Source organism: Qingshengfaniella alkalisoli, from assembly GCF_007855645.1.
GTDB classification, from domain to species: Bacteria; Pseudomonadota; Alphaproteobacteria; order Rhodobacterales; family Rhodobacteraceae; genus Qingshengfaniella; species Qingshengfaniella alkalisoli.
This window is the reverse complement of record NZ_CP042265.1, coordinates 360,201-381,055: the sequence shown is the minus strand read 5'-3', so window position 1 is coordinate 381,055 and position 20,855 is coordinate 360,201. Positions and strand designations below refer to the sequence as shown.

Here is a 20,855-nt window from a genome sequence, read left to right as displayed (position 1 = left end):
GCAGATGCGATTCTTCCGCCAGATCATTTTGATGGTGGCCCTTGCGTTCACGGCAGCGCAGGTAAGCGCGCAGGATTTCGGCACGGTCAACTTCCAGTTCGATTCGGATCAGCTTGATGCGTCCGGGCAAGCGCAAGTGGCTGAAATCGCGGAACGGCTGAAGGCGGTAGACAGCTACAAGCCGACAGTCGTGGTAGGGTATACCGACGCAATGGGTAGTCCCGGGTACAATCTTGACCTTGGCTTGCGCCGGGCACGTACCGTGGCGAATGCATTGGCAGCGCTTGGCGTGCCGGTGGATCGTGTCGATCACGTTGAAACCCGTGGCGAGAACGAGTTGCTAATTAGTGTTGCAACGCCCGAACGCCGCAACCGCCGGGTGACCGTGCGTCTGGATGATATCCTCGCTGCTTGCCGCAGCTATCGCACTGTTTCCATCAACCGCGACTCGATCGGCCCGTCGCTGGAACAGGATCTGCTGGCCAAGTTGAGCCGTGCCCAAACTTCTTACGCGTCCCTGTCAAGCAGCGGTCAGAACGGTGCCGCTTTCCAGATGGCAGGTGCCGCACGCGAGGATTGCGGGATCGCGGTTGGCTACGGCGCGTCCGATATCCGTAAGGTTGAATACGCTCAGCGTTGCCTGTGTAGTTCTGCACGGCTGGATGTCGCGTTGGCCTACTAGGGGTCATCACCAAAAGCTTGATCAAGACACACTAGCGCATCGCGTTTACAAGTTAAGCCCTCGGCCCTTGCGCGCTAGGGGTGTTTTGCGCGGTTTTCGCCGCGCATAAATCTCTTTTCGCCTGAGTTTTCGAAACGACGCGCATTCTCATCGGTCGAATACCGCGTGATCGAGATGGTGTCCTGTGAAACCTCGATGAGGTTGAAATCGTTCGCTTCCTCGCGCAGCCGCGTCGACAAGCCCGTCCCGGCCAAGACTTGGATCGTCGCGCCTTTATCATCCTGCATGGCGAAGGGTTTGGCGCGCCAGCTGTGCAAATGCCCGGACAGCAACATATCAGTCTTGCTTTCTCCCAGTTGCCTGATTGCCCTCGAAGCTCCGCGCATGAGGCGTTTCTCTTCTCCGGGCAAGTGCTCCATCGGGTGATGTGCGACGACTATCCGGATGCGGTGGCCGTGGGTGTCGGCGAATGCGTCGCGCACACGGCGGATGGCGTTTCGCCCGAACCAGCCACGCTGCCAGCTATAAGGATTCACCGTGTTCACTCCGAGAACAATCATTTCGTCGTCGCTGACCTCCGGCTCCAACGTTTTGCTGATCCAGTTGCGGTAGCGCGACCACGGTCGGACGATGCGCAGCAGGAAATTATGCAAGGGGACGTCGTGATTGCCAGGAACGATGAGGGTAGGGGCAGTTAGCCCATCGATGAATGCTCGGGCTGCCCCGAACTGCTTTTCTGTCGCGCGCTGGGTCAAATCGCCCGAGATGGCCACGAGGTCAGGCGCCAGCCGATTGATCTGCTGGGAAAGCGGCGTGACCAGTTCTGGTCTGTCTCGTCCGAAATGCAGGTCCGACAGATGCACGATGCGTTTCATCTTACCCCGTCTGCCCGTGCACGTGGCACCATCACGTTCAAGCCCTCGCGGTTGACCTTGAGCGTCATCGGTTCCGGCATCCTCGCGCGTTCACCATCGCAGGCGACGTTTCTGGCGCGTCGGCCGGTGGAAATGCGCACTTCATCGGCAGCGTGCACAAGGAAATCGCGGTTCTTCTCTGCGGTTCCTGTGGCGAGAGCAATCGCATGTTTCAGCATTCCCCAGCGCCCGCTGTCCGGGGCGACGAACAGGACCATGCGCCCGTCCGCGATGTCGTCCCGCCCTTCCAAGCCGATCTGGTCTAGTTGAAAGGCATTGTTCACGGCAAAAACAAGTGGCGTGCGATAACTGAAGCTGTCCTGTCCAATCGATAATTGGAGCATTAGAGGTTTCCGTAATGTCAGCAGTGTTTTCAGTACTGACCAATACGCCGCAACGCGACTGCGCCCCCAACGTTTATAGACGTTTTCCCGATTGCGCAGGATCGCCGGATAGGCGCCGAGACTGGCGTTGTTAAGAAACACGCGATCATTGATCAAGGCCACCGGCACGGTGCGATGTGATCCATTCAACATGACATCTACCGCTGCATCCACATCGTCAGGAATGCCGAGTGAGCGCGCAAAGTAATTGAATGTTCCCAAGGGGATTATCCCAAGTTGGGCTTGGCTTTTACACACGGCAGATGCGACTGCACATATCGTGCCATCGCCACCGGCGGCAACGACCGTCTTGTAGCCTTCTTCCACCGCCGACTCGGCCGCATCCACCAGGTCTGATCCTTTGCGGATCTGCTTTAACACGTATGGCTTCTTATGACTGGAGAACGCGTTCCTGATGAGACGGGGGGAGTCGACCGCGTCTCTCTTCCCAGAGCCGGCATTCAAGATAACACAGATATCCGGCTTCGTTACCATCGTTTGCCCCTGAACATACCCGCTCGTTCAACGAACTGGGAGCGCTTGGGTTCCGCGCAGTGCTGTATTCCTATCGCAACCGCTGAGAGGGCAGGCTTTTCAGTTCAGGGAGCCCGACTGTTTCGATGGTGGGGCACGATGTGGGCGGGCCCGGGGTGGAAGCAAAGGTCGGCACGCCAACAGACGAGCCGACCTGAGATCTACTTGGTTCTGGGTGGTGTTTTGGGCAGATCAATGTTGATTTCCAGGCTGGAAAGATCGTCACCACGTTCGAAGTTTACATCGACGGCGTCCTTGTCGATGTCCATATGCTTACGGACGACTTCCAGAATGTCACGTTGCAATAGCGGCAGAAAATCCGGTTTCGTACCGTCGCTGCGTTCGTGCGCAAGCAGTATCTGCAGCCGATCCTTGGCTGTCTGCGCGCTGTTCGGCTTGCGTGGGCGAAGAGTGAAACCAAACATGATCAGGCCGTCCGCCCGAGCAACCGCTGGAAGAAGCCGGGTTTGTCCGCGCCTTCGATATGCATCTCGATCTGATCCCCGATCAGCCGACCGACCGCATCACTATAGGCCTTACCCGCCGCCGCTTTTTCGTCGAGCGTGACGGGCATGCCCTCATTGGATGCGCGCAGCACGGCGGGACTTTCGGGGATCACGCCCAGAAGCGGAATGGCGAGGATTTCCAGCACATCTTCCAGCGTCATCATCTCGCCCTTGGTGACGCGCTGTGTGTCGTATCGGGTCAGCAGTAGCTGTGACTTCACCGGTTCGGCGCCGTTGGTTTCGGCCCGGTGGGTCTTGCTGTTCAGCAGCCCAAGAACACGGTCGCTGTCGCGGACGGAGGATACTTCAGGGTTGGTCACGACAATTGCTTCATCGGCGAAGTACATTGCCAGATGGGCGCCACGCTCAATACCCGCAGGACTATCGCAGATGATGTAGTCGAATTCTTCCTTCAACTCGTTGAGGACCTTCTCAACCCCCTCGCGGGTCAGCGCATCTTTGTCGCGCGTTTGGGATGTGGGCAGGACATACAGATTGTCCAGACGCCGATCCTTGATCAGTGCTTGCTTGAGCTTCGCATCGCCTTGGATGACGTTGATGAAGTCGAACACGACGCGGCGTTCGCAACCCATGATCATGTCCAGATTGCGCAGGCCTACGTCGAAATCGATCACGACCGTCTTGTTTCCGCGCATCGCAAGGCCCGCGCTGACAGCAGCAGCGGAGGTGGTTTTCCCGACGCCCCCTTTACCCGAAGTGACAACTATGACTTTGGCCACGAAATGATCCCTCTCGATAGATGTTCTATTTGAGTGCTTCAACGCAGAGCTTTTCGTCCGCAAGAAATGCGTGAACACGTTGCTTTCGCAAGGCGGAGTCCAGATCTTCGCTCGTCTGGTAAACCCCTGCGATCGCAAGCAGTTCGGCATCAAGGTTCTGACAGAAGATGCGGGCGGACTCGTCGCCGTTGACCCCGGCCAGGGCCCGACCGCGCAAGCTGCCGTAGACATGAATGTTGCCAACCGCGACCAACTCTGCGCCGGAACTGACGGGTCCGACGACAATTAAATCGCCTTGTTCGGCAACAACCGTCTGGCCAGATCGGACCGGTTCTGTGATCGTCTGGTTCGTGAGAACGGGTGCCGATGTCGTCTGAGCACGTGGCTTTGGTTCGGTGATGTTGCGCTCTACACGCTCAACAGGCACATCACGACCGCCGGGCAAGGCGATCAGCCCAGCCTTCTTTGCGGCAATCGTCTGGTCCTCGCTCCCATTCTGGATGGCAAAAACCGACAGGTTACGTCCGCGAAGTTCTTTGACCAAAGTTTCCAGTTCACCGCCACGCGCCGCGCCAGCGGTTTGTTCCAGATCAATCACAAACGGAGCATTCAGAAAGAAGTGCGGGGTCTTCTGCAGCTGGATGTCCAGCGCGCTGAAAAAGTTCGAATCCGGTTCGCCCTCCAGCCGTAGAGAGACCGCCGTGACAAAGCGTCCCCGTATTTGAAACGGCTTAACGGATGCGACGGGTTGCGCACCGGCTGCCTTGACTTCTGCTGACTGCACGTTCTGCCTCTGCCCTTTAGGGGGTCGTATTGGACGTTCGTTGACGTCACTGTTTATCCATTGCTTAGTGCTCCCGAAACGCTAGGTCCACCCGAAATCCGGCTAATTTAAAGACTCGGCGAATGGACGCCGCAAATCGCGGTGCAAGAGATCGTTTCGATATAGCACGAGCAGCGGCATCTCACCCGAGATGGCAGTGTCATGCGATTGAGTAGGTCGGATCAACTCTTCATAGCGGTCCAGGTGTGTCCTGACGCGTAATCACCTTTTCAGAGGAGGAGGCTTTCATGCGTGATCTATCCCCGAAATTTTCATAAGCCGCTGTTCTGCCTTGGTAAGCCTGCGTTCCCTGTGCCACAGAACATGGAATTGCCGTGCTGGCAGATTGCAGTTCACTCGTACAAGTCGCCCGGCTTCAAGCGAGGCCTGAGTAACCAACGTCGACAGAATAGTTGCGCTATCGCCCGCTTCCACAGCCGCGCGAACGGCCTCATTGGAGGGCAGTTCCAAGGTAAGTTCCAGATCCAGCGCCGATATTCGGTGACTTGCAAAAAAGGCGTCCGCGATGGCGCGTGTACCCGAACCGGGTTCGCGGAGAATCCACGCAGATTTCAGAAAATCATTGGCTTTGCGTGGCGGTTGTTCGATCCATTGGTGGCCGGGCGCGACAACTAGGGCAAGTTCATCTCCGCGCAGTGATTGTTTGCTCAACGCAGGGTCGGACACGGTTCCTTCTACAAAGCCCAGATCGACAATGGCATCGTGAACCATTGTTGTGACCTGAGATGTGTTGCCCGTGATCAGCTCCAGCGCAAGACCGGGATACTGCTTCCGGAATTGTTGCATCAGCAGGGGCAGCCAGTACGTGGCTACGGTCTGGCTGGCACCCAGTCGCAGGGTGCCGCGTTTTAGTCCGGCCAGATCATCGAGAACCTGTTCGGCTTGTTGTGCGCGGGCCAGCAACGCACGGGCCTCGTCCAGAAAGATGCGCCCTGCATCTGTCAGAATGATTCGGCGACCGATCCGGTCGAACAACTGCACCGCGTGCCTTTCTTCTAGGGCAGAGATGGCTGCGCTCGTGGCGCTTTGGGTCATGTTCAGCGCGGCGGCGGCTTGCGTCACATGCTCCCGTTCGGCGACGGCAATGAAAATGCGCAGTTGGTCGAACGTCATACGAACATCTGAACCAGAAGCAGGCTCAGAAGGGAAATGAAAACCCATGCCCCTGCGCCGAGCATCGCGGGTCGTATCCCTTCGGCGGCGAGCTTACGGATATCCGTTTCCAAACCCATCGCGGCAAGCGCCGTCGCGAGAAGAAAATTGGTGGCGGGCGTGGTGAGGGATTGCGTCTCCATGGGAATCCAGCCTGAGCTTGCCAGTGCAACCATTGCGACGAAGCCCAGCACAAACCAAGGGATTGGCGGCGTCGTGTGACCGCTTTCCGAGCCGTTGCGATGTGCTTGCCTTGCGGCCATTGCGCCGAGCATCATGACCATCGGAGCAAGCATCATTACACGGGTCAATTTGGCGATAGTGCCAAATTCGCCAGCCTCTTGACCACGCGCATAGGCGGCAGCGACAACTTGTGCGACTTCGTGGATAGATGCACCTGCCCAGAGCCCGTAAGCATGCGGTCCCATAGTGAGAAACCCGCCAGCCAAAGGCATCAGTAGCATGGAAAGAGATCCGAAGACTGTGACGCAGGCAACGGCGTAGGTGACGTCCTCATCGCGGGCGCGGGTAATGGTGTTGGTGGCAATAACGGCGGATGCGCCACATATGGAACTTCCTGCGGCAATCAGTTGTGTCAATTTCGCATCTACGCCTAGCATGCGTCCTAGCCAACTGGTGAATATAAATGTTGCGAGGAGTGTTGTGATGATCACTGCTAGGCCCAGACCACCGACCTGAGTCACCTGTTGAATGGTCAACTGCAATCCAAGCAATACTATCCCGGCGCGAAGAATAATGCGAAGGCTGAACGCCACGCCCGGCTTGGCGATAACGGGTGTACCGAAAATATTGTGAATCAGCATGCCTATAATGATTGAGAGGATCAACGGGCTAAAGACCCCGACGCCCGGGATCTGTCGAAGCAGGAAGGCCAGCGAGGCAATCGCCACCGATAAAACCAGACCGGGCAGGAGACGATCTGTTTCGGGGCGCGACGGATGATTTCGGAATCCAGATGTGTTGGTGACTTGGGCCATAATGCGTTCCTGCGACGGTGATGCAGAACAAATAGCGGCACTATGAACATCACTCCAATGAATGATATTATTCTAATTGTTCGTATTTATCGAATGATTTTCAGCATCATGAATTTTGGTGGAAAAGTATCCCTCTCAAATTGCAACGGGTACAAGGACGCCGCGACAGGTTTCTGAGTTGTAGAACTGCGTCTCTTGCTTCTGTGCGATGCTAGATGGGACGTCGCTATCGGGCTGCAGAATCACCAGGTGAATCACCCTTCGCCATGGCGACATCTTGGTCCCGGTTTGACCGTAATGTCGCCAACCGGCTTCGTAACCGAACGAGAATCGGAGGCTCGATTAAAGGCGCCTGCACACTGACAACTGTTTGCCGTTTTAAAACTTGCTGGAAGGTCAAATCGGTAGGCGATGATCGATCACAAACAAGCAATGTCAGGCGTGTACATCATTCGACATGACCCGACGGATTGCTACCGCGTCGCGTCCCGGCGGAGCGCCGAACATGCGACGGTATTCTCGGCTAAACTGTGAGGGGCTTTCATAGCCAATGGCAAACCCGACCTGCGTAACGTCTGCGCTGTCGCTGAGAAGCAGGCGCCGCGCTTCCTGCAGGCGTAGCTGCTTCTGAAACTGGACCGGTGTCATCGCGGTGGCTGTCTTGAAATGGCGGTGGAAGGTGGCGGGGCTCATGCCTGCCAGCGCCGCCAGATGCGGTATACTCAGGGTTTGAGTGAAATTGCCGCGCACCCACGCGATCGACTTGCCAATCCGAGCCATCCGGCTGTCGGTCAGGCCGATCTGTCGCAGCATCGCGCCTTGCGGACTGTTCAGCAGATACCAGATGATCTCGCGTTTTATCATCGGTGCCAGAACGGGGATGTCGTTCGGCCGTTCAACCAGCGCAAGCAATCGTTCGAGGGGGTCGAGCACAAGCTCGGGCAAGCCGTGTACGCCGAGCGCAACCGGTGTCGGTCCAACCGACCGGGCCTCCGGTGACGTTTGCAGCAACAACTCAGTGATGCTCGCAGGTTCGATGTTGAGAGCGAATGCTACATAAGGAGCCTCGGCAGAAGCGGTGACGATCTCGGCTCGAATGGGAACATCAAGCGACGCGATCAGGCACTTGCCCCCGTCATACCGGTAGGTGCGATTGCCAAGATGGCTGACCTTCGCGCCCTGCAAGACCACGATAAGAGACGGGCGATAGGTGCTATGAAAAGGGCCCGTCGGTTCATCGGTGACCGTCACGAACAGGCCGGGCAAAGGGTTCTCCCGCCCATGATCATGCCAGATCGCCATTGCGCGGGTTTTCAACGTATCGAGACAAGGTTCCTGCATGGCGGCACTATAGCGCGGGCATCGGCGCCTGGCATCATTGCTTTGCTGCGATCGAGAGGATCGGGCAGGATTTCAAGAGGATCGGCGTGGCCCGCACCCGTCATGCGCACCTAGGTTAAGGCCAGATCGTGGTCATCCGGACCCGTCGACCTAATAAGGAAGTAATCCATGCGGTATCGTCGCCTCGGCCATAGCGGCCTTTTCGTGTCCGAAATGTGTCTTGGAACAATGACGTTTGGTGGGTCGGAAGGAATGTGGGGTCAGATCGGCCAGCTTCAGCAGGAGCAAGCGGATGGTCTGGTTCGTACCGCGCTCGATGCGGGGATCAACTTTATCGACACCGCCAATATCTACGCCAACGGGCGGAGCGAGATGATCCTCGGTCAGTCGCTCAAGAATCTTGGCATTGCCCGCGAAGACGTGGTGATCGCGACAAAAGTTCTTGGTCCCATGGGTGAAGGACCGAACGCGCGCGGTGCATCGCGGGGGCATATACTGGATCAGGCGACGGCCAGCTTGAGGCGGCTCCAACTCGACCACATAGACCTGTACCAGATCCACGGGTTCGATCCTGCCACACCGATCTCGGAGACATTGGGGGCGCTTGACACATTGGTGCGGCAAGGGCTCGTGCGCTATGTCGGTCTGTCCAACTGGGCGGCGTGGCAGGTAGTTAAAGCGGTGGGTGTTACCGAGGCGCGGCAGCTTGCTCCGATCGTGTCACTGCAAGCGTATTATACACTGGCTGGCCGAGATCTTGAACGCGAGGTCGTCCCTATGCTGCAATCCGAAGATGTCGGGCTGATGGTCTGGAGCCCGCTAGCAGGTGGTTTCCTGTCCGGCAAATACGACCGCGGCGGCAACACGTCGGAAGGCCGACGAGTGAATTTCGATTTTCCGCCGATCGACAAGGATCGTGCCCACGATGCAATCGAGGTGATGCGCAGGATTGCAGACGGCAAGGGTTGCTCCGTCGCTCAGGTTGCGCTGGCATGGTTGTTGCACCAAAGCGCCGTGACGAGCGTTATCGTCGGCGCGAAACGAGGTGATCAACTAGAGGACAACATTGCTGCGACAGAGGCGTCCTTGACCCCTGATGATCTCGATGCGTTAGACGCGGTGACCAGGCTGCCCGCCGAATACCCCGGCTGGATGCTGGAACGACAGGGCGAGTATCGTGCACATCTTCTGAAGAGCTAAATATCTGGCGACTGTTGGCTCCCCGGCTTTCGCCTGGATATTTCTACGTGAAGCCAACTCAGCAACGGGCGCGGATCTCAGTGCCCGCACCTCCAGTCATCGCGCAGGAAACTGGTTCGCCTAAAGCGTTCCAATGCAGTTGGTTTCTTGTGTGAGTGGGCGGGCAACGCGCCTATTTGCGCGACTACGCCCATATGTGAGACGCGAAAAGTTCGGCTCTTTGTATGCCGCTTGGTGAGCGAGAGCGATTGAAAACCGGCGACTTTAGATACATGGAATCCGTATCATAACAGGAGCCGCGACATGACCGGATTTGAACGCTACGCGATCTATTACCTACCGCCGGCAGGGCCATTTGCGGACTTCACAGCGTCCTGGCTCGGCTGGGATGTATTGACGGGCGAAGAGCGCTCGCATCCAAAATTGCCCAACCTGCCGCGCCCTGTATCCGAGATTACCGCGACACCTAGAAAATATGGCTTTCATGGGACGTTGAAGCCGCCGTTTCGCTTGGCGGAAGGTGCCGAAGCGATCGGCTTGCGTAAAACTGCAGAAACCTTCGCGAAGCGGCATAAACCACTGCGTACGGCTGGCTTGCGATTGAAACGGATCGGTCGGTTTCTCGCGCTTTGCCCACCACAATCGGAGGATTTGACTGCTTTGGCAGCGGGCATTGTGCGTGATTTCGATACCTTCCGTGCACCGACTACGGAACAGGACCTGATCCGCCGCCGCAAATCGGGGTTGAATGCGGCGCAGGAGGCAAACCTCGCGCGGTGGGGCTATCCCTATGTGATGGACGAGTTCCGCTTTCACCTGACGCTCACCGGCCAGCTCACCGACAGAGACGCTGACGTAACTGTCGCAGCCGTGGAGCCGCTTGTAGCTCCCTTCCTGGCTGACGAGTTTGAGGTGAACGACATATGCCTTGTCGGATCGGGTGCGGACGGGTGCTTTCGTTTGATCGAACGCTTTGCCTTGGGAATGAACTAAACTCTGATCACTGCATCCGATTTGTGGTCAGTAGCATTTGATTGTGCTAGGCGAACATTACTCCCTGCGCATCCGAGGGTCCGCGTTTTATGTCTGATCGAAGAACACGCCGTCACGACCTGGATTTGCCCGTGCGCGAGAAAAGGGGCCATTGTCCACATCGTGAGGTCCGGCTGCTAGGGTTTGCGGTCCTGCCTCTACTGCTTGGGTTGGTTTTCTTCGCCGCGTCGCTAACGCCTTCGCTGATCCCGCGCCACTGGTTGTTTCAAGGGGTGTTGGCCGGGTTGGTGACAGGGGTAGGATATATGCTCGGCCAGCTTTTTCTGTCGGCATGGCGAGCAATTGAATTGCCGCTTCTGCGCGGCAAGGCAGCCAGAGTCGCCCATAGCCTGGTCGCGATCCCCGTGCTGGCTTTGTGGGTTTGGGACGTGTCGCAAGCCTCCAAATGGCAGGACACCATACGTCTCCGGGTCGGGATGGACCCGTCGGAGGATTACCGCACTCTTGGCATGCTCGGGCTGGCGGTTGCAGTCTTCCTGTTCTGCTTCCTTATCGGGTGGATGGTGCAAGAACTGTTCGACATCCTGCGGTCGCGACTCTACCGCGTGATGCCCGCACGGACTGCGAACGTGCTGGGGCTGATGCTCGCGGTTTCTGTGGTGTTCGTCGTCACCCGCGACGGGATTGTCGCATGGGCATTCGACGCAGCGGATGAGTCCTATGAGGCGGCGCAGGATCTGTTTGCCACCGCACCACCCGCGCCGGACGATCCGGATACCGCGGGTGGTCCCGGATCATTTGTGGACTGGGCCGCCATGGGACAGCCAGGGCGGAATTTCGTCACTCAAGGCCCCACAGCTGCCGATATCAGTGCGTTAAGCGGGGCGCCGGCGCTTGATCCGATCCGTGTCTATGTCGGGCGTGCGCAGGATGATGATCCGGAGGTGCGCGCTCAAATCGCGCTGGAAGAACTCAAACGGTTGGGCGCATTCGACCGCAAAGTGTTGATTGTGGCGAGCCCGACAGGCACCGGCTGGCTCGACCCCGGTGGGCACGATCCAATTGAATACTTGCACAATGGTGACATCGCGACGGTGGCTGTGCAGTATTCCTATCTGCAATCTCCGCTGGCGTTGATCTTTGAAACGGCTTCCGGGTTGGATCAGGCGACGGATACGATGCGGGTGATCTATCAGCACTGGCGCAGCTTGCCCGTAGATGACAGACCCCAATTCTATGTCCATGGCATCAGCCTTGGTGCATGGTCTTCGATGTATTCGTTCGACCTGTTCCAACTGATTGACGACCCAATTCAAGGCGCCCTGTGGACAGGACCGCCATTCCCCTCGAATCTCTGGCGCCGCATGGTTGCAGCACGTGACCAAGGTTCACCTTATGTATTGCCGCAGGTGGGCGACGGGTCGCTGGTACGCTTCATGTCACAGTTTGACGGGCCCAATCTGGACAATGACGATTGGGGCCGGTTGCGAATTGTCTTCATGCAGCAAGGCTCTGACCCCATCGTTTTTTATGAGCCAAGTTCGGTGTGGCGTGCTCCGCAGTGGATGCGCGAGCCACCAGCGCCGGACGTGTCTCCTGCGATGCGGTTTGTTCCTGTCGTGACGCAGTTCCAGTTGGCGCTTGATCTGGCGCTATCAAAGGCCTTGCCCCAAGGATATGGGCATAATTACATTGCGCGAGACTATATCGATGGTTGGATCGCGGTGACAGCTCCCGAAGGATGGACAGCCGAGCAAACCAAACGACTGAAAACATGGTGTAGTCTCGACTGGGGACTGGGATGCCGAAAGTGATCTGGTGGGGTGTTCTTGCGGTCGGGCTGATCGTTGCGGGTGTTGCCCTGAACACGGCGCGACAGGCGGCGCGGGTGAGCTTCACGGTGGATACACCGGCGGATCGCACGCGAGAACTGGCGCGGCATTGGCAGATACTCAAACCCGATGGCGACGGCCCGTTTCCAGCCGCTATCTTGTTATCCGGCTGTGATGGCGTGCACGACAATATGGATTTCTGGGCGAAGGAGATGGTCGCAGACGGTCGGGTTGCGCTGATCCTCGATAGTCATGCGCCACGCAAGCTGGACAAGTTCGACAGTTGGCGGCTCGTGTGCAGCGGCCAGATTCTGACGGGGGCGGAACGGGCGGGCGACGTCGCGGTGGCTCTGAAAGCGTTGCTGGACATGCCGGACGTGACAAATGATGTGGTTTTGTTTGGCGCATCGCATGGTGGTTGGAGTGCGATGGAAATGGTTGGTCTGGCCAATTCCGCTGAGGTTCCGCCGGGGCTGACGGAGTGGCCACAGCCCCCTGATGCCATTCTGACTGATCTTGCCGGGCTTGTGCTGCTTTATCCCTATTGCGGGGTGTTGAACGGAACGCGCGGCGAAAACTGGGAGGTGGGCCTGCCTGCGTTGATGGTGCTGGCCGAGAACGACACGATCGTAAGCACGTCAGCCTGTCTTGAACGTGCGGAGGAACTACAGGCGGTGGGGGCGCATATGGAAACGGTCGTGATCGCGAGGGCGGATCATGGCTTTGATCAACGCGACAAATCCGCCCTGACGACGCTGGAGTTCAACCCCGCGCGACGTGAAGAAGCGCGGACCGCAATCCGCGCCTTTTTGAAATCCATTCGCGACTAGGACCGCACGGTTTCAGCCAGCGTTGTAGACACGGTTGGCTTCGGGATCTTCGGTTGAGAATGGAACTTCCGCTAGTGCATCCCAGAAACCTTCAGGGATTTCGGCTTCGGCCCACGCAAGGTTCTGGTCGATGCGTTCTGGGCGGGAAACACCTACGAGTGTCGAGGTGATCCGCGGATCGCGCATCGAAAACTGCAAAGCGGCGGCACCGGGTTCGACGCCCATATCTGCGCAAAGGACTTCGACCGCGCGCACCGGTGCGAGGCCTTCGTCATCCATATCGGTGTAGGAGACTTTCTGCGTCGCGTTGCTGCCCTTGGCGAAAATGCCGCCCGCAAAAGGCGCAGCATTGATGATGGCAATACCCCGGGCGTGCGCGGCCGAGAACAGGCGGTCGGCGCTGCGATTGATGATCGTGTAACGGTTGTGGCTGATCAGGACATCGAACGCCCAGTCATCGACCAAAGGCTCCATGATGTCGAGCCGGCCCATCGCCAGCCCTACTGCGTCGACGAGGCCTTCTTCTTTCATGCGGAAGAGTTCATCCAACGCGCCGCCCTTGTTACGGATCTCGTCCAGATCGCGGGCGTGTTCGGGATCGTGCAGATGCAGGATCGGAATGCGATCGATGCCAAGCGCCTCAAGGCTTTCTTCCAACGATTTACGTGCCTGTGCGGCATCGAAGCGGCCGGTGTCGAGGTCACGGTCCAGCTTGGTCGACAGGACCATGCCGTCAGGCAGCCCGCCATTGGCGCGAATGGCGGCACCGATGCGTTCCTCGCTGCGTCCGAAGCCGTATAGGCGCGAACTGTCGATCATATTGACCGGACCTTCGAACAACCGGGCCAGCGTCGCACGTGCACGGTCTTCGCTGACTGCATAGCCATAGGTGTCGGGCATATCGCCCAAGGCCGAGGTGCCGAAGCCGAGCGGGGTGATGGCGACACCGGTCGAACCGATGGGGCGCATTTCCATAGGATATCTCCTTTTCTGCGGGATCTGCCGCAACGGCGATAGCGGCCAAGTGCGACAGGGCAGGTTATGCGGAAGCACTCTTTTTCACCCTGATGGCCTTGGGTCAAGCCCACTAATTCGGTCTGACCGCTTACGCAGGTTATGCCCTTGAGAATGCAGTCATACCAGCGCATTGTCGTGATGTATTTCATCCGGGGGACAACATGTTCGCATCACGACTTGGCACGGCCCTGAAAAACATTCTGTTGGCTATGCTCAACGCGACATTAATCCTGCTGGCGTTGTGTCTATTGCTCGCATGGCTCCTCGTGTCAGAGGTCAATGCTGTGACCGATGATTTGGCGCAGAATCTGATCTCGATGCAGCCCGTGTGCAACGATGTTCAGACACTCACAGCCGAGGTTGCCAGTCTGCGCAGTGATCTTGCCGACGCGCGCGATCAGTTGGGCGATGCACGGCCAGAGGCGCTTGATGCTCTTGGCCAGCGTGCCGAACAGATGGAGGTGCGGCTTGCAACCATATCAAGGCGCGTGGATGAAATATCGGAAGATCCCAGCGCATTGATAGAAAACGTCGTCAACATCGCGGCGGCGCAGTTTGGCGAAACCATGCGTGGGCTTGCGAATTGCACGCCGCCCGCGCCCTTGCCGCAGGAGCTATGATGATCGCAGTAATATTCGAGGTCGAGCCCGCTGAGGGTCACCTGAACCAGTATCTCGACATTGCCGCTGACCTGCGCCCATATTTGGAGCAGATGGATGGGTTCATTTCGGTCGAACGATTTCGCAGCCTGAGCGACCCGAACAAGCTGCTGTCCCTGTCATTCTGGCGCGACGAAGAGGCGGTCATGGCTTGGCGCAACTTGCCGGAGCACCGTGATGCGCAGGCCAAAGGTCGCAACGGCGTTTTTTCCGGATATCGCCTGCGGGTTGCGAGGGTTCTGCGGGACTACGGCATGGATGAACGTGACGCTGCGCCGGCTGATAGCAAGGCTCGACACGTCACTTAGCGTTTCGGGCGATCACGCCGATGCACAGTGTCTGTGCTGTGGGGCAGGGCGGTCGCCCTTGCGGAATGTACCCTGGCGTTCATAGATTTGTGGTCGACGGGGCATCCATATCAACTTTGCCCGAAGCTAATTTGGAGTGTTCACCATGAAGAAACTGGGCTTTCTGTCCTTCGGGCATTGGTCGCCGGATCGCGGTTCGCAGGTGCGCTCCGCATCCGACGTATTGCTGCAGTCTATAGAATTGGCGGAGGCTGCCGAGGAGTTGGGGTTTGACGGAGCCTATTTCCGCGTTCACCATTTTGCACAGCAATTGGCGTCGCCTTTCCCGCTTTTGTCGGCGGTTGGTGCACGGACATCCACGATCGAAATCGGCACTGGCGTCATCGACATGCGCTACGAAAACCCGCTCTATATGATCGAGAATGCAGGCGCTGCTGATCTGATTTCAGGTGGGCGTTTGCAACTGGGCATCAGCCGTGGCTCGCCTGAGCAGGTGATCGAAGGCTGGCGCTACTTTGGTTATCAGCCCGCCGATGGTGAAACCGATCAGGATATGGCGCGGCGTCATACCGAGGTTTTCCTGAACCAGTTGGAGGGCAAAGGCTTTGCTCAACCGAACCCGCGCCCCATGTTCCCCAACCCGCCGGGATTGCTTCGGTTGGAGCCGCATTCCGATGGTTTGCGTGACCGCATCTGGTGGGGGTCTGCCTCGAACGCTACGGCCGAATGGGCGGCGAAGCAGGGGATGAACTTGCAAAGCTCCACGTTGAAAGTGGACGAGTCGGGTGAGCCGTTCCATGTTCAGCAAGCCAAGCAGATCCGCGTCTATCGCGATGCGTGGAAAGACGCCGGGCACATCCGTACCCCGCGGGTGTCGGTCAGCCGTTCGATCTTTGCGCTGATGAACGACACTGACCGAATGTATTTCGGGCGAGGCAAGGAAAGCGACCAGATCGGCAGTATCGATAATTTCCGCGCGGTATTCGGGCGCGGTTACGCCGACGAACCGGATAAGCTGGTCGAAGAATTGCGTAAGGACGAAGCCATCGCCGAAGCCGATACGTTGCTTCTGACGGTTCCGAACATGCTGGGCGTGGACTACAACGTACATGTCATGGAGAGCATCCTGACGCATGTCGCCCCGGCGCTCGGTTGGCGGTGATCATCCACCGGACGCCTGTCACATGTGATCAACGCCTGTGGTGATTTCGAGGTGACTTTGTGGTCGGGATGTGGTTGCTACGAGGTCACCCATATGACGCACACGCGCTGGCCGACGCCTTGAAAAATATTGAGGGCCGATGGTTCCATGGTGAAGCTCAATTCATGATTTTACCATTACAGGTTTGGTGCGCTTGTTCGGGTTCTTCAGAAGGGCTGTAAAGCGGTTTTGGCGGCAGCCGCTTTCTGGCACGACGCGGACGACGCGCTTTGCGGTGTTCGGGCAGGTACCACCAGAGCTCCTGATCCATGCCTTCCTGAGAGTAAATGTAGCGGTAGATCGTCTCCTGACAGACCCGCAGTTTGGCGCCTTCATAGATCATTCGGTTGCCGATCTGCTCGGGCGACCAGCCTTGTTTGATGCGGGCAATGACGGCTTTACATAGGTCTGGATGGCGGATCAGCTTCCGCTGCACAGACCGGCGCTTGTCCGTCTGCAATTGAGCTGCATGACCGAAGTAGCCAGCGTACTTCTTCGGGAACGCATCATCCGCCCAGAAATTGCGCTTTATCTCGCGAAAGATCGTCGATTTGTGACGCTTCAAGCCACGCGCCATCTCTCGGACGGGCACCTTGGCATGCCACCAGCTCTCGATCTTGTCGAGTTCGTGAACTGATTTCTCCTATTAGATAACTTATTGTTATCTAATAGGAGTTGCACTGCATGGTAGCGCGCACCCAGAGGCGCAAGTATTTTCAATAATTGTGATTATGGCAATAAATATCTCCAACAGAAAATGCGTCATCGGGCGGTTACGTTAGAGGCGAGTTTAAATTTCTTGTTAAGTCAATAACAGGATAGGCTACCAGAAGTCGCTATGGGCTTCGACGATCTCCGCTTCCAGTTCCGGATATGGCCCTCGTACTGTGACCTGTCGTTGGCCTGCTTCGAACACGATGTGACAGCTTAGATCTAGGGTAAGATTTTCTGGATTGTCGCCAGTCAACTCTGCCAACCTCTTTTCGGTCAACCCAAAGACGACCGTTCCGATTCCCGCCCAATAGCATGCCCCCGCGCACATGCAGCAAGGCTCCACCGACGTGACCAAGGTGCACTGTTCCAGGAACTCAGCGTCGTAGGTTTGGGCGGCCTCCCGGGCAACATTTGTCTCCGCATGTCCGACCCCTCGGTCCTCGCTGTAAGTGTTGCCTGCCGAAATCAACATCTTCCCTTCTGGCCCTACGAGGATCGCTCCGAAAGGATGATTGCCGCTTGCTCGGCTGTCGTTAGCGATACGTATGGTCTCTCGGAGATGATCTAGATCGTTTGGCAAGATGTATTCCTTCGTTTTGCTAATGTACAAACTCCCTCAAGAAACAAGCAGATCTCAAGGAACGTATTCGTTTCGACTGGCACTGATATACGTTTGCCTAGATTTTAGGCGCGGGGTTGCGCAACGCTTCATCCGGCCAGCTTTGAGCGAAGCGTACATGCCCCACCGCGAGATCAGCCCGTCCCGCATCGATGAAGCGTGCCTCATCTATAACCAACCGTAGATTTGCCAGAAAGCTGCGCGGCGAAACCAACCCCTTGCAAATTTGCCCAAAAGTCGGATAACCGAGCCACGCAATGCCTGCCGGGGTCTGTGAGAACACCGGATGTGGCATCCGCATTGGGGTTACATCAGGAAGAAACTGATCGTAGCTGCTGAACCCTATCTTACTTTGAAGTCCGGCGACAAAGGGTCCGTGCGCACTAAGCCAGTAGTCACGCATCTCCGTTATATCCAGACTTTTTCGCGGATGAATTGCGTAAACGCTTGCTGCTCTCGCCACCTCTGTAGCACTTGTTACCGCGTTTCGCGAGCATACCCAGGCCATGGAGGAAACAGTAGCACGTCTGATGCCGTCCGCCCCGTCGGTTTGAAACCTTTGAAAAGCATCCGATTGAAGTGCTTTTCTCATGTCCGCTATACGTGACCATTCGAACAACTCTACAATATCCCACCCGGCGCGGCACGGGCGTGGCGATGGCAGGGTCCGTCTGTTCAATAGTGCGAGCAAGCACATGACGGGCCAGCTTCTGCTCACGCGTCCTGCCAGATAGATGGGATGCAACCGCGAGACCTGATGCAATTGTGCATAGCGGGTCAGACCAAGTCCCGGACCATTAACTTGCGATGCGCGGCGGCGGGCCCAATCATCAAGGAACGCGCTGCGCGACAAGCTTGGCCTGCGCCGGTGGAACAGAATGAGGCCGGCTCCGTCATCCATGGTCAACACCGTGCACGGTCGCAATCACCGCCTCGGGCTTTTCGAAGGACATCAGATGGCCCGCGCCCGCGACAGTGACCATTTCTGCGCCGGGAATCAGGTCATGCGCCGCAACTCGCTCTTTCCGGCTGGACCAGTCATGCTCCCCATAGACGAGGACCACGGGCACTGAAATCTCCGGATAGTGCTGGCGTAGATTTTCCCAATTCGGGAAATTCCGAATGAGCGATATGAACGCACGGCAATGTCCCGGACGATTTCCCAACCTGTGCATTTGCGCCACCAGATCGGGGTCGAGACAGGTCGGATCATATACGCTGCTTTCTATCACCCGCGCGAATATCTGCGGCCAGCGGAATCGCCAGACGAGTCCACCAATCACCGGCAATCGGGACAAAGAAAAAATCAACCATGAGAGGCGTGATCCTCGCAAGATACCCCGTCCTTTGTCGTAGTCATAGCTGTTGACGGCAACGACTCGTGCGAGATGCGGGTTGTGCTCCGCTGCCAGCAGAAGCCCGACCGCCCCGCCTATGGACTCGCCGAGCAGTGTAACGTCGTTTCGGTCCATCAGGTCCAGATAGCCACGAGCGGCGTCGATGAATAGATCCGGGTCGTAGTCGACATCGGGGATCGCCGAAAAGCCGTGGCCGGGAAAGTCGATTGTGTGAACTTCATAGTCCTTGGCGAGATCGGGCAGCACCTTGGCAAAAAGATCATGTTGGGTCCGCAGCGTATGCAGCAGAAGTATGGGAGGCCCCTTTCCCGCCCTCACCCGTCGCAAACGATTGCCGTCCACCATCACGAAATCTAGCCGTGCATCTTCGGGCAGCCAATCGGGGCGCGTCGGGATGTCTGGCACGCGACGCTGAAACTCCACGATGAACGACACCGCCAGCAGAAGAGCGAAGATCAGCAGGATCAGGATCAAAGCATTCATCGACAAGCCTCACATCGTTTTAAGGTACTCTATCAGGGCATGTTTCTCGGAATCCGATAACGCCGTGCCAAACCGCTTGCCGCTGTGCCCTTGACTTCCATTGCCCTTCAGCCGCGTGTCCAGAATAAACCGCCCGCCATCATAGAGTTTACCATCCGCGCGACGATATCCGTCATCTGACGGGGCCAGCCGTTCGGAATCGAAACCCATTCGGATTGGGTCGTAGACTTCCACGCCTAGCTCAAATGCGACCGGGCGGTTTCCTTCCGGCGACAGCAGATCCCAAAGCGACGGGACAGAGCCATTATGCAGATAAGGCGCGCGGGCCCAGATGCCGTCGAGCGGATGGGAGGAATAGCCAGCCGTCACCGAAAAATTCTCGAACGCCCAGAAATATCCTTCAGTGTAATCCTGCTGCGCTTCCAGCAGATCCTGAGTATAGCTGTAGCTGCGATAGGGATCGGTGCCGATCTCCGTCAAAGACATCACCTTCGCAATCGAGCGGCCCGTAAAGTCGTGGCAGTCGTGGCAATACTCTCGATAGATGCTTTCGCCCTTCTGCGCGAGCGCAGCATCGATCTCAAATGGGTATTTGGGCGGCGGAAGGTCGCGCAGCCAGTTTTCGATGCGAAACAGGCTGTCGATATCCATGTCTTCGGGTCGCGCGCCCGCGCCAATCGCCGCCGAGAAATTCCGTTCCCGTACCGATGTCTGGTTGCCATCCCAGTGCAAAGCCAGCCCCTCGCGAGGTCTCTGGTTCCAGATTGACGGGAAGTCGACGTTGCCGAACATTTCTTTCGGCTCAATGTGAATGGTGTGCTCGGCATAGTAAGGCGCCAACTGGTCAACCTTGAAGGTATCGAATGTGTTCACGCGACCGGGTCCGAAGGCGGGGTATTCCGGATCGAATAGAAACGCATTGCGTTCCTGCCGGGCCAGAAGTTCCGCTCGCATTCGCGGAATGATGATTGGGTAGAGCAGCCAATCAAGAGGGCTATCAAGCCCCTGATCTTCCAGCGCATCAGTGATCGTTTTGGACGTAAAGTCTTCGTCGGCGGCAACATCGAACAAAAACCGGAAATAGGCTTGGAGGTTCACCGTGTTAGCTGGAGCGCCGGGCAGGATCAGGGGGTCGGTGTCAGCGCTTTCACGCACGACCCCCGTGTGGCAGGTGGCGCAATTCATCGCTGTACGGTCGATCAACTGGCGACGGGTTGAGAAGCCTATGGGCAGCGGTTCCCCCGATTGCTGAATAAACCCGAAGGCTGTCAGGTCATGCGGTGCGTCTTGAGGCAGGTACTGCGGAAAAGTGGCGGGCAGAACCTGCAGCACCCTGACCGGCAAGCCACCGGAAATGTCCGACCCGATCGAACCGTAATAAAAATGATCCAGTTCGCTTTCGCGTTTCACCGGCCGGTTCGGCGCGAAGGTATCGAGTAGCAGAAGCGCAAGTACCCAGGTGATCACGACCACAATCATCCACCAGGTCAATCGCGACGCGGAAAGCCTGTTTTCTTGCGGGGTGGCGCGGTCAAACAACTCCATTT

At 57.4% G+C, this 20,855-nt stretch carries 21 protein-coding genes and 1 pseudogene; 8 read left to right on the top strand and 14 right to left on the bottom strand.

The features are described 5' to 3' along the window. Positions 1-4 precede the first annotated feature (4 nt). A complete protein-coding gene (locus FPZ52_RS18260; protein WP_240804518.1) occupies positions 5-682 on the top strand; it encodes an OmpA family protein in 678 nt (225 codons plus the stop codon). 74 nt (positions 683-756) lie between these two features. Here the strand turns inward: FPZ52_RS18260 and FPZ52_RS18255 are convergent, their stop codons facing one another. The 8 genes from FPZ52_RS18255 to FPZ52_RS18220 all read right to left on the bottom strand — a co-directional run bounded on the left by FPZ52_RS18255 (position 757) and on the right by FPZ52_RS18220 (position 8,094). Further along, positions 757-1,557, bottom strand: coding sequence for a metallophosphoesterase family protein (locus tag FPZ52_RS18255; protein ID WP_146367028.1), 801 nt, complete (start codon positions 1,555-1,557; stop codon positions 757-759). Beyond that, on the bottom strand, positions 1,554-2,474 hold the full coding sequence (locus tag FPZ52_RS18250) for a diacylglycerol/lipid kinase family protein (protein WP_146367027.1): 921 nt from the start codon (positions 2,472-2,474) through the stop codon (positions 1,554-1,556). The genes FPZ52_RS18255 and FPZ52_RS18250 overlap by 4 nt, the downstream gene beginning before the upstream one ends. 200 nt (positions 2,475-2,674) lie before the next feature. After that, entirely contained in the window at positions 2,675-2,938 is a 264-nt protein-coding gene (minE, locus tag FPZ52_RS18245) for a cell division topological specificity factor MinE (RefSeq protein WP_146367026.1), read from the bottom strand. A 2-nt stretch (positions 2,939-2,940) separates the two neighbouring features. After that, complete coding sequence (gene minD, locus FPZ52_RS18240) at positions 2,941-3,759, bottom strand: septum site-determining protein MinD (protein ID WP_146367025.1); 819 nt, start codon at positions 3,757-3,759, stop codon at positions 2,941-2,943. A 25-nt stretch (positions 3,760-3,784) separates the two neighbouring features. Continuing rightward, positions 3,785-4,543 carry a septum site-determining protein MinC gene (gene minC / locus FPZ52_RS18235; RefSeq protein ID WP_146367024.1) on the bottom strand — a complete coding sequence of 253 codons (759 nt, stop codon included), beginning with the start codon at positions 4,541-4,543 and terminating at the stop codon, positions 3,785-3,787. Between the two features lie 285 nt (positions 4,544-4,828). Next, positions 4,829-5,716: a LysR family transcriptional regulator gene (locus FPZ52_RS18230; RefSeq protein ID WP_146367023.1), complete on the bottom strand. Its 888-nt coding sequence runs from the start codon at positions 5,714-5,716 to the stop codon at positions 4,829-4,831. Beyond that, the gene (locus FPZ52_RS18225; protein ID WP_146367022.1) at positions 5,713-6,753 is read right to left on the bottom strand and encodes a YeiH family protein; all 1,041 of its coding nucleotides are present in this window, start codon (positions 6,751-6,753) and stop codon (positions 5,713-5,715) included. The genes FPZ52_RS18230 and FPZ52_RS18225 overlap by 4 nt, the downstream gene beginning before the upstream one ends. Positions 6,754-7,188: 435 nt before the next feature. Continuing rightward, entirely contained in the window at positions 7,189-8,094 is a 906-nt protein-coding gene (locus FPZ52_RS18220; RefSeq protein WP_146367021.1) for an AraC family transcriptional regulator, read from the bottom strand. A 168-nt stretch (positions 8,095-8,262) separates the two neighbouring features. Between FPZ52_RS18220 and FPZ52_RS18215 the strand changes: the two genes are divergently transcribed. The 4 genes from FPZ52_RS18215 (at position 8,263) to FPZ52_RS18200 (ending at position 12,949) form a co-directional block, all read left to right on the top strand. Next, complete coding sequence (locus tag FPZ52_RS18215; protein WP_146367020.1) at positions 8,263-9,294, top strand: aldo/keto reductase; 1,032 nt, start codon at positions 8,263-8,265, stop codon at positions 9,292-9,294. 303 nt (positions 9,295-9,597) lie between these two features. Next, the gene (locus FPZ52_RS18210; protein ID WP_146367019.1) at positions 9,598-10,287 is read left to right on the top strand and encodes a DUF1045 domain-containing protein; all 690 of its coding nucleotides are present in this window, start codon (positions 9,598-9,600) and stop codon (positions 10,285-10,287) included. Between the two features lie 131 nt (positions 10,288-10,418). Further along, the gene (locus tag FPZ52_RS18205) at positions 10,419-12,101 is read left to right on the top strand and encodes an alpha/beta hydrolase (protein WP_240804517.1); all 1,683 of its coding nucleotides are present in this window, start codon (positions 10,419-10,421) and stop codon (positions 12,099-12,101) included. Continuing rightward, positions 12,089-12,949: a dienelactone hydrolase family protein gene (locus FPZ52_RS18200; protein WP_146367017.1), complete on the top strand. Its 861-nt coding sequence runs from the start codon at positions 12,089-12,091 to the stop codon at positions 12,947-12,949. The genes FPZ52_RS18205 and FPZ52_RS18200 overlap by 13 nt, the downstream gene beginning before the upstream one ends. Positions 12,950-12,961: 12 nt before the next feature. Here FPZ52_RS18200 and FPZ52_RS18195 read toward each other — a convergent pair whose 3' ends face one another. Beyond that, positions 12,962-13,924 carry an aldo/keto reductase gene (locus FPZ52_RS18195; RefSeq protein ID WP_146367016.1) on the bottom strand — a complete coding sequence of 321 codons (963 nt, stop codon included), beginning with the start codon at positions 13,922-13,924 and terminating at the stop codon, positions 12,962-12,964. A gap of 203 nt (positions 13,925-14,127) precedes the next feature. On the opposite strand from FPZ52_RS18195, the gene FPZ52_RS18190 reads away from it, so the two are divergent. The 3 genes from FPZ52_RS18190 (at position 14,128) to FPZ52_RS18180 (ending at position 16,095) form a co-directional block, all read left to right on the top strand. Then, the gene (locus tag FPZ52_RS18190; protein ID WP_146367015.1) at positions 14,128-14,586 is read left to right on the top strand and encodes a hypothetical protein; all 459 of its coding nucleotides are present in this window, start codon (positions 14,128-14,130) and stop codon (positions 14,584-14,586) included. Continuing rightward, entirely contained in the window at positions 14,586-14,933 is a 348-nt protein-coding gene (locus FPZ52_RS18185; protein ID WP_146367144.1) for an antibiotic biosynthesis monooxygenase family protein, read from the top strand. The genes FPZ52_RS18190 and FPZ52_RS18185 overlap by 1 nt, the downstream gene beginning before the upstream one ends. Positions 14,934-15,078: 145 nt before the next feature. After that, positions 15,079-16,095, top strand: coding sequence for an LLM class flavin-dependent oxidoreductase (locus tag FPZ52_RS18180; protein WP_146367014.1), 1,017 nt, complete (start codon positions 15,079-15,081; stop codon positions 16,093-16,095). 168 nt (positions 16,096-16,263) lie between these two features. On the opposite strand, the pseudogene FPZ52_RS18175 reads toward FPZ52_RS18180, so the two are convergent. From FPZ52_RS18175 to FPZ52_RS18155, 5 genes and pseudogenes are all read right to left on the bottom strand, one after another. After that, a pseudogene (locus FPZ52_RS18175) lies at positions 16,264-16,750 on the bottom strand (transposase); the annotation flags it as partial. 207 nt (positions 16,751-16,957) lie between these two features. Next, on the bottom strand, positions 16,958-17,428 hold the full coding sequence (locus FPZ52_RS18170) for a nucleoside deaminase (RefSeq protein ID WP_205758645.1): 471 nt from the start codon (positions 17,426-17,428) through the stop codon (positions 16,958-16,960). 97 nt (positions 17,429-17,525) lie between these two features. Next, complete coding sequence (locus tag FPZ52_RS18165) at positions 17,526-18,368, bottom strand: EthD domain-containing protein (RefSeq protein WP_146367012.1); 843 nt, start codon at positions 18,366-18,368, stop codon at positions 17,526-17,528. Then, on the bottom strand, positions 18,361-19,308 hold the full coding sequence (locus FPZ52_RS18160) for an alpha/beta fold hydrolase (protein ID WP_146367011.1): 948 nt from the start codon (positions 19,306-19,308) through the stop codon (positions 18,361-18,363). Before FPZ52_RS18160 ends, FPZ52_RS18165 begins: the two co-directional genes overlap by 8 nt. Positions 19,309-19,317: 9 nt before the next feature. Continuing rightward, the gene (locus tag FPZ52_RS18155) at positions 19,318-20,853 is read right to left on the bottom strand and encodes a c-type cytochrome (protein ID WP_146367010.1); all 1,536 of its coding nucleotides are present in this window, start codon (positions 20,851-20,853) and stop codon (positions 19,318-19,320) included. Positions 20,854-20,855 lie beyond the last annotated feature (2 nt).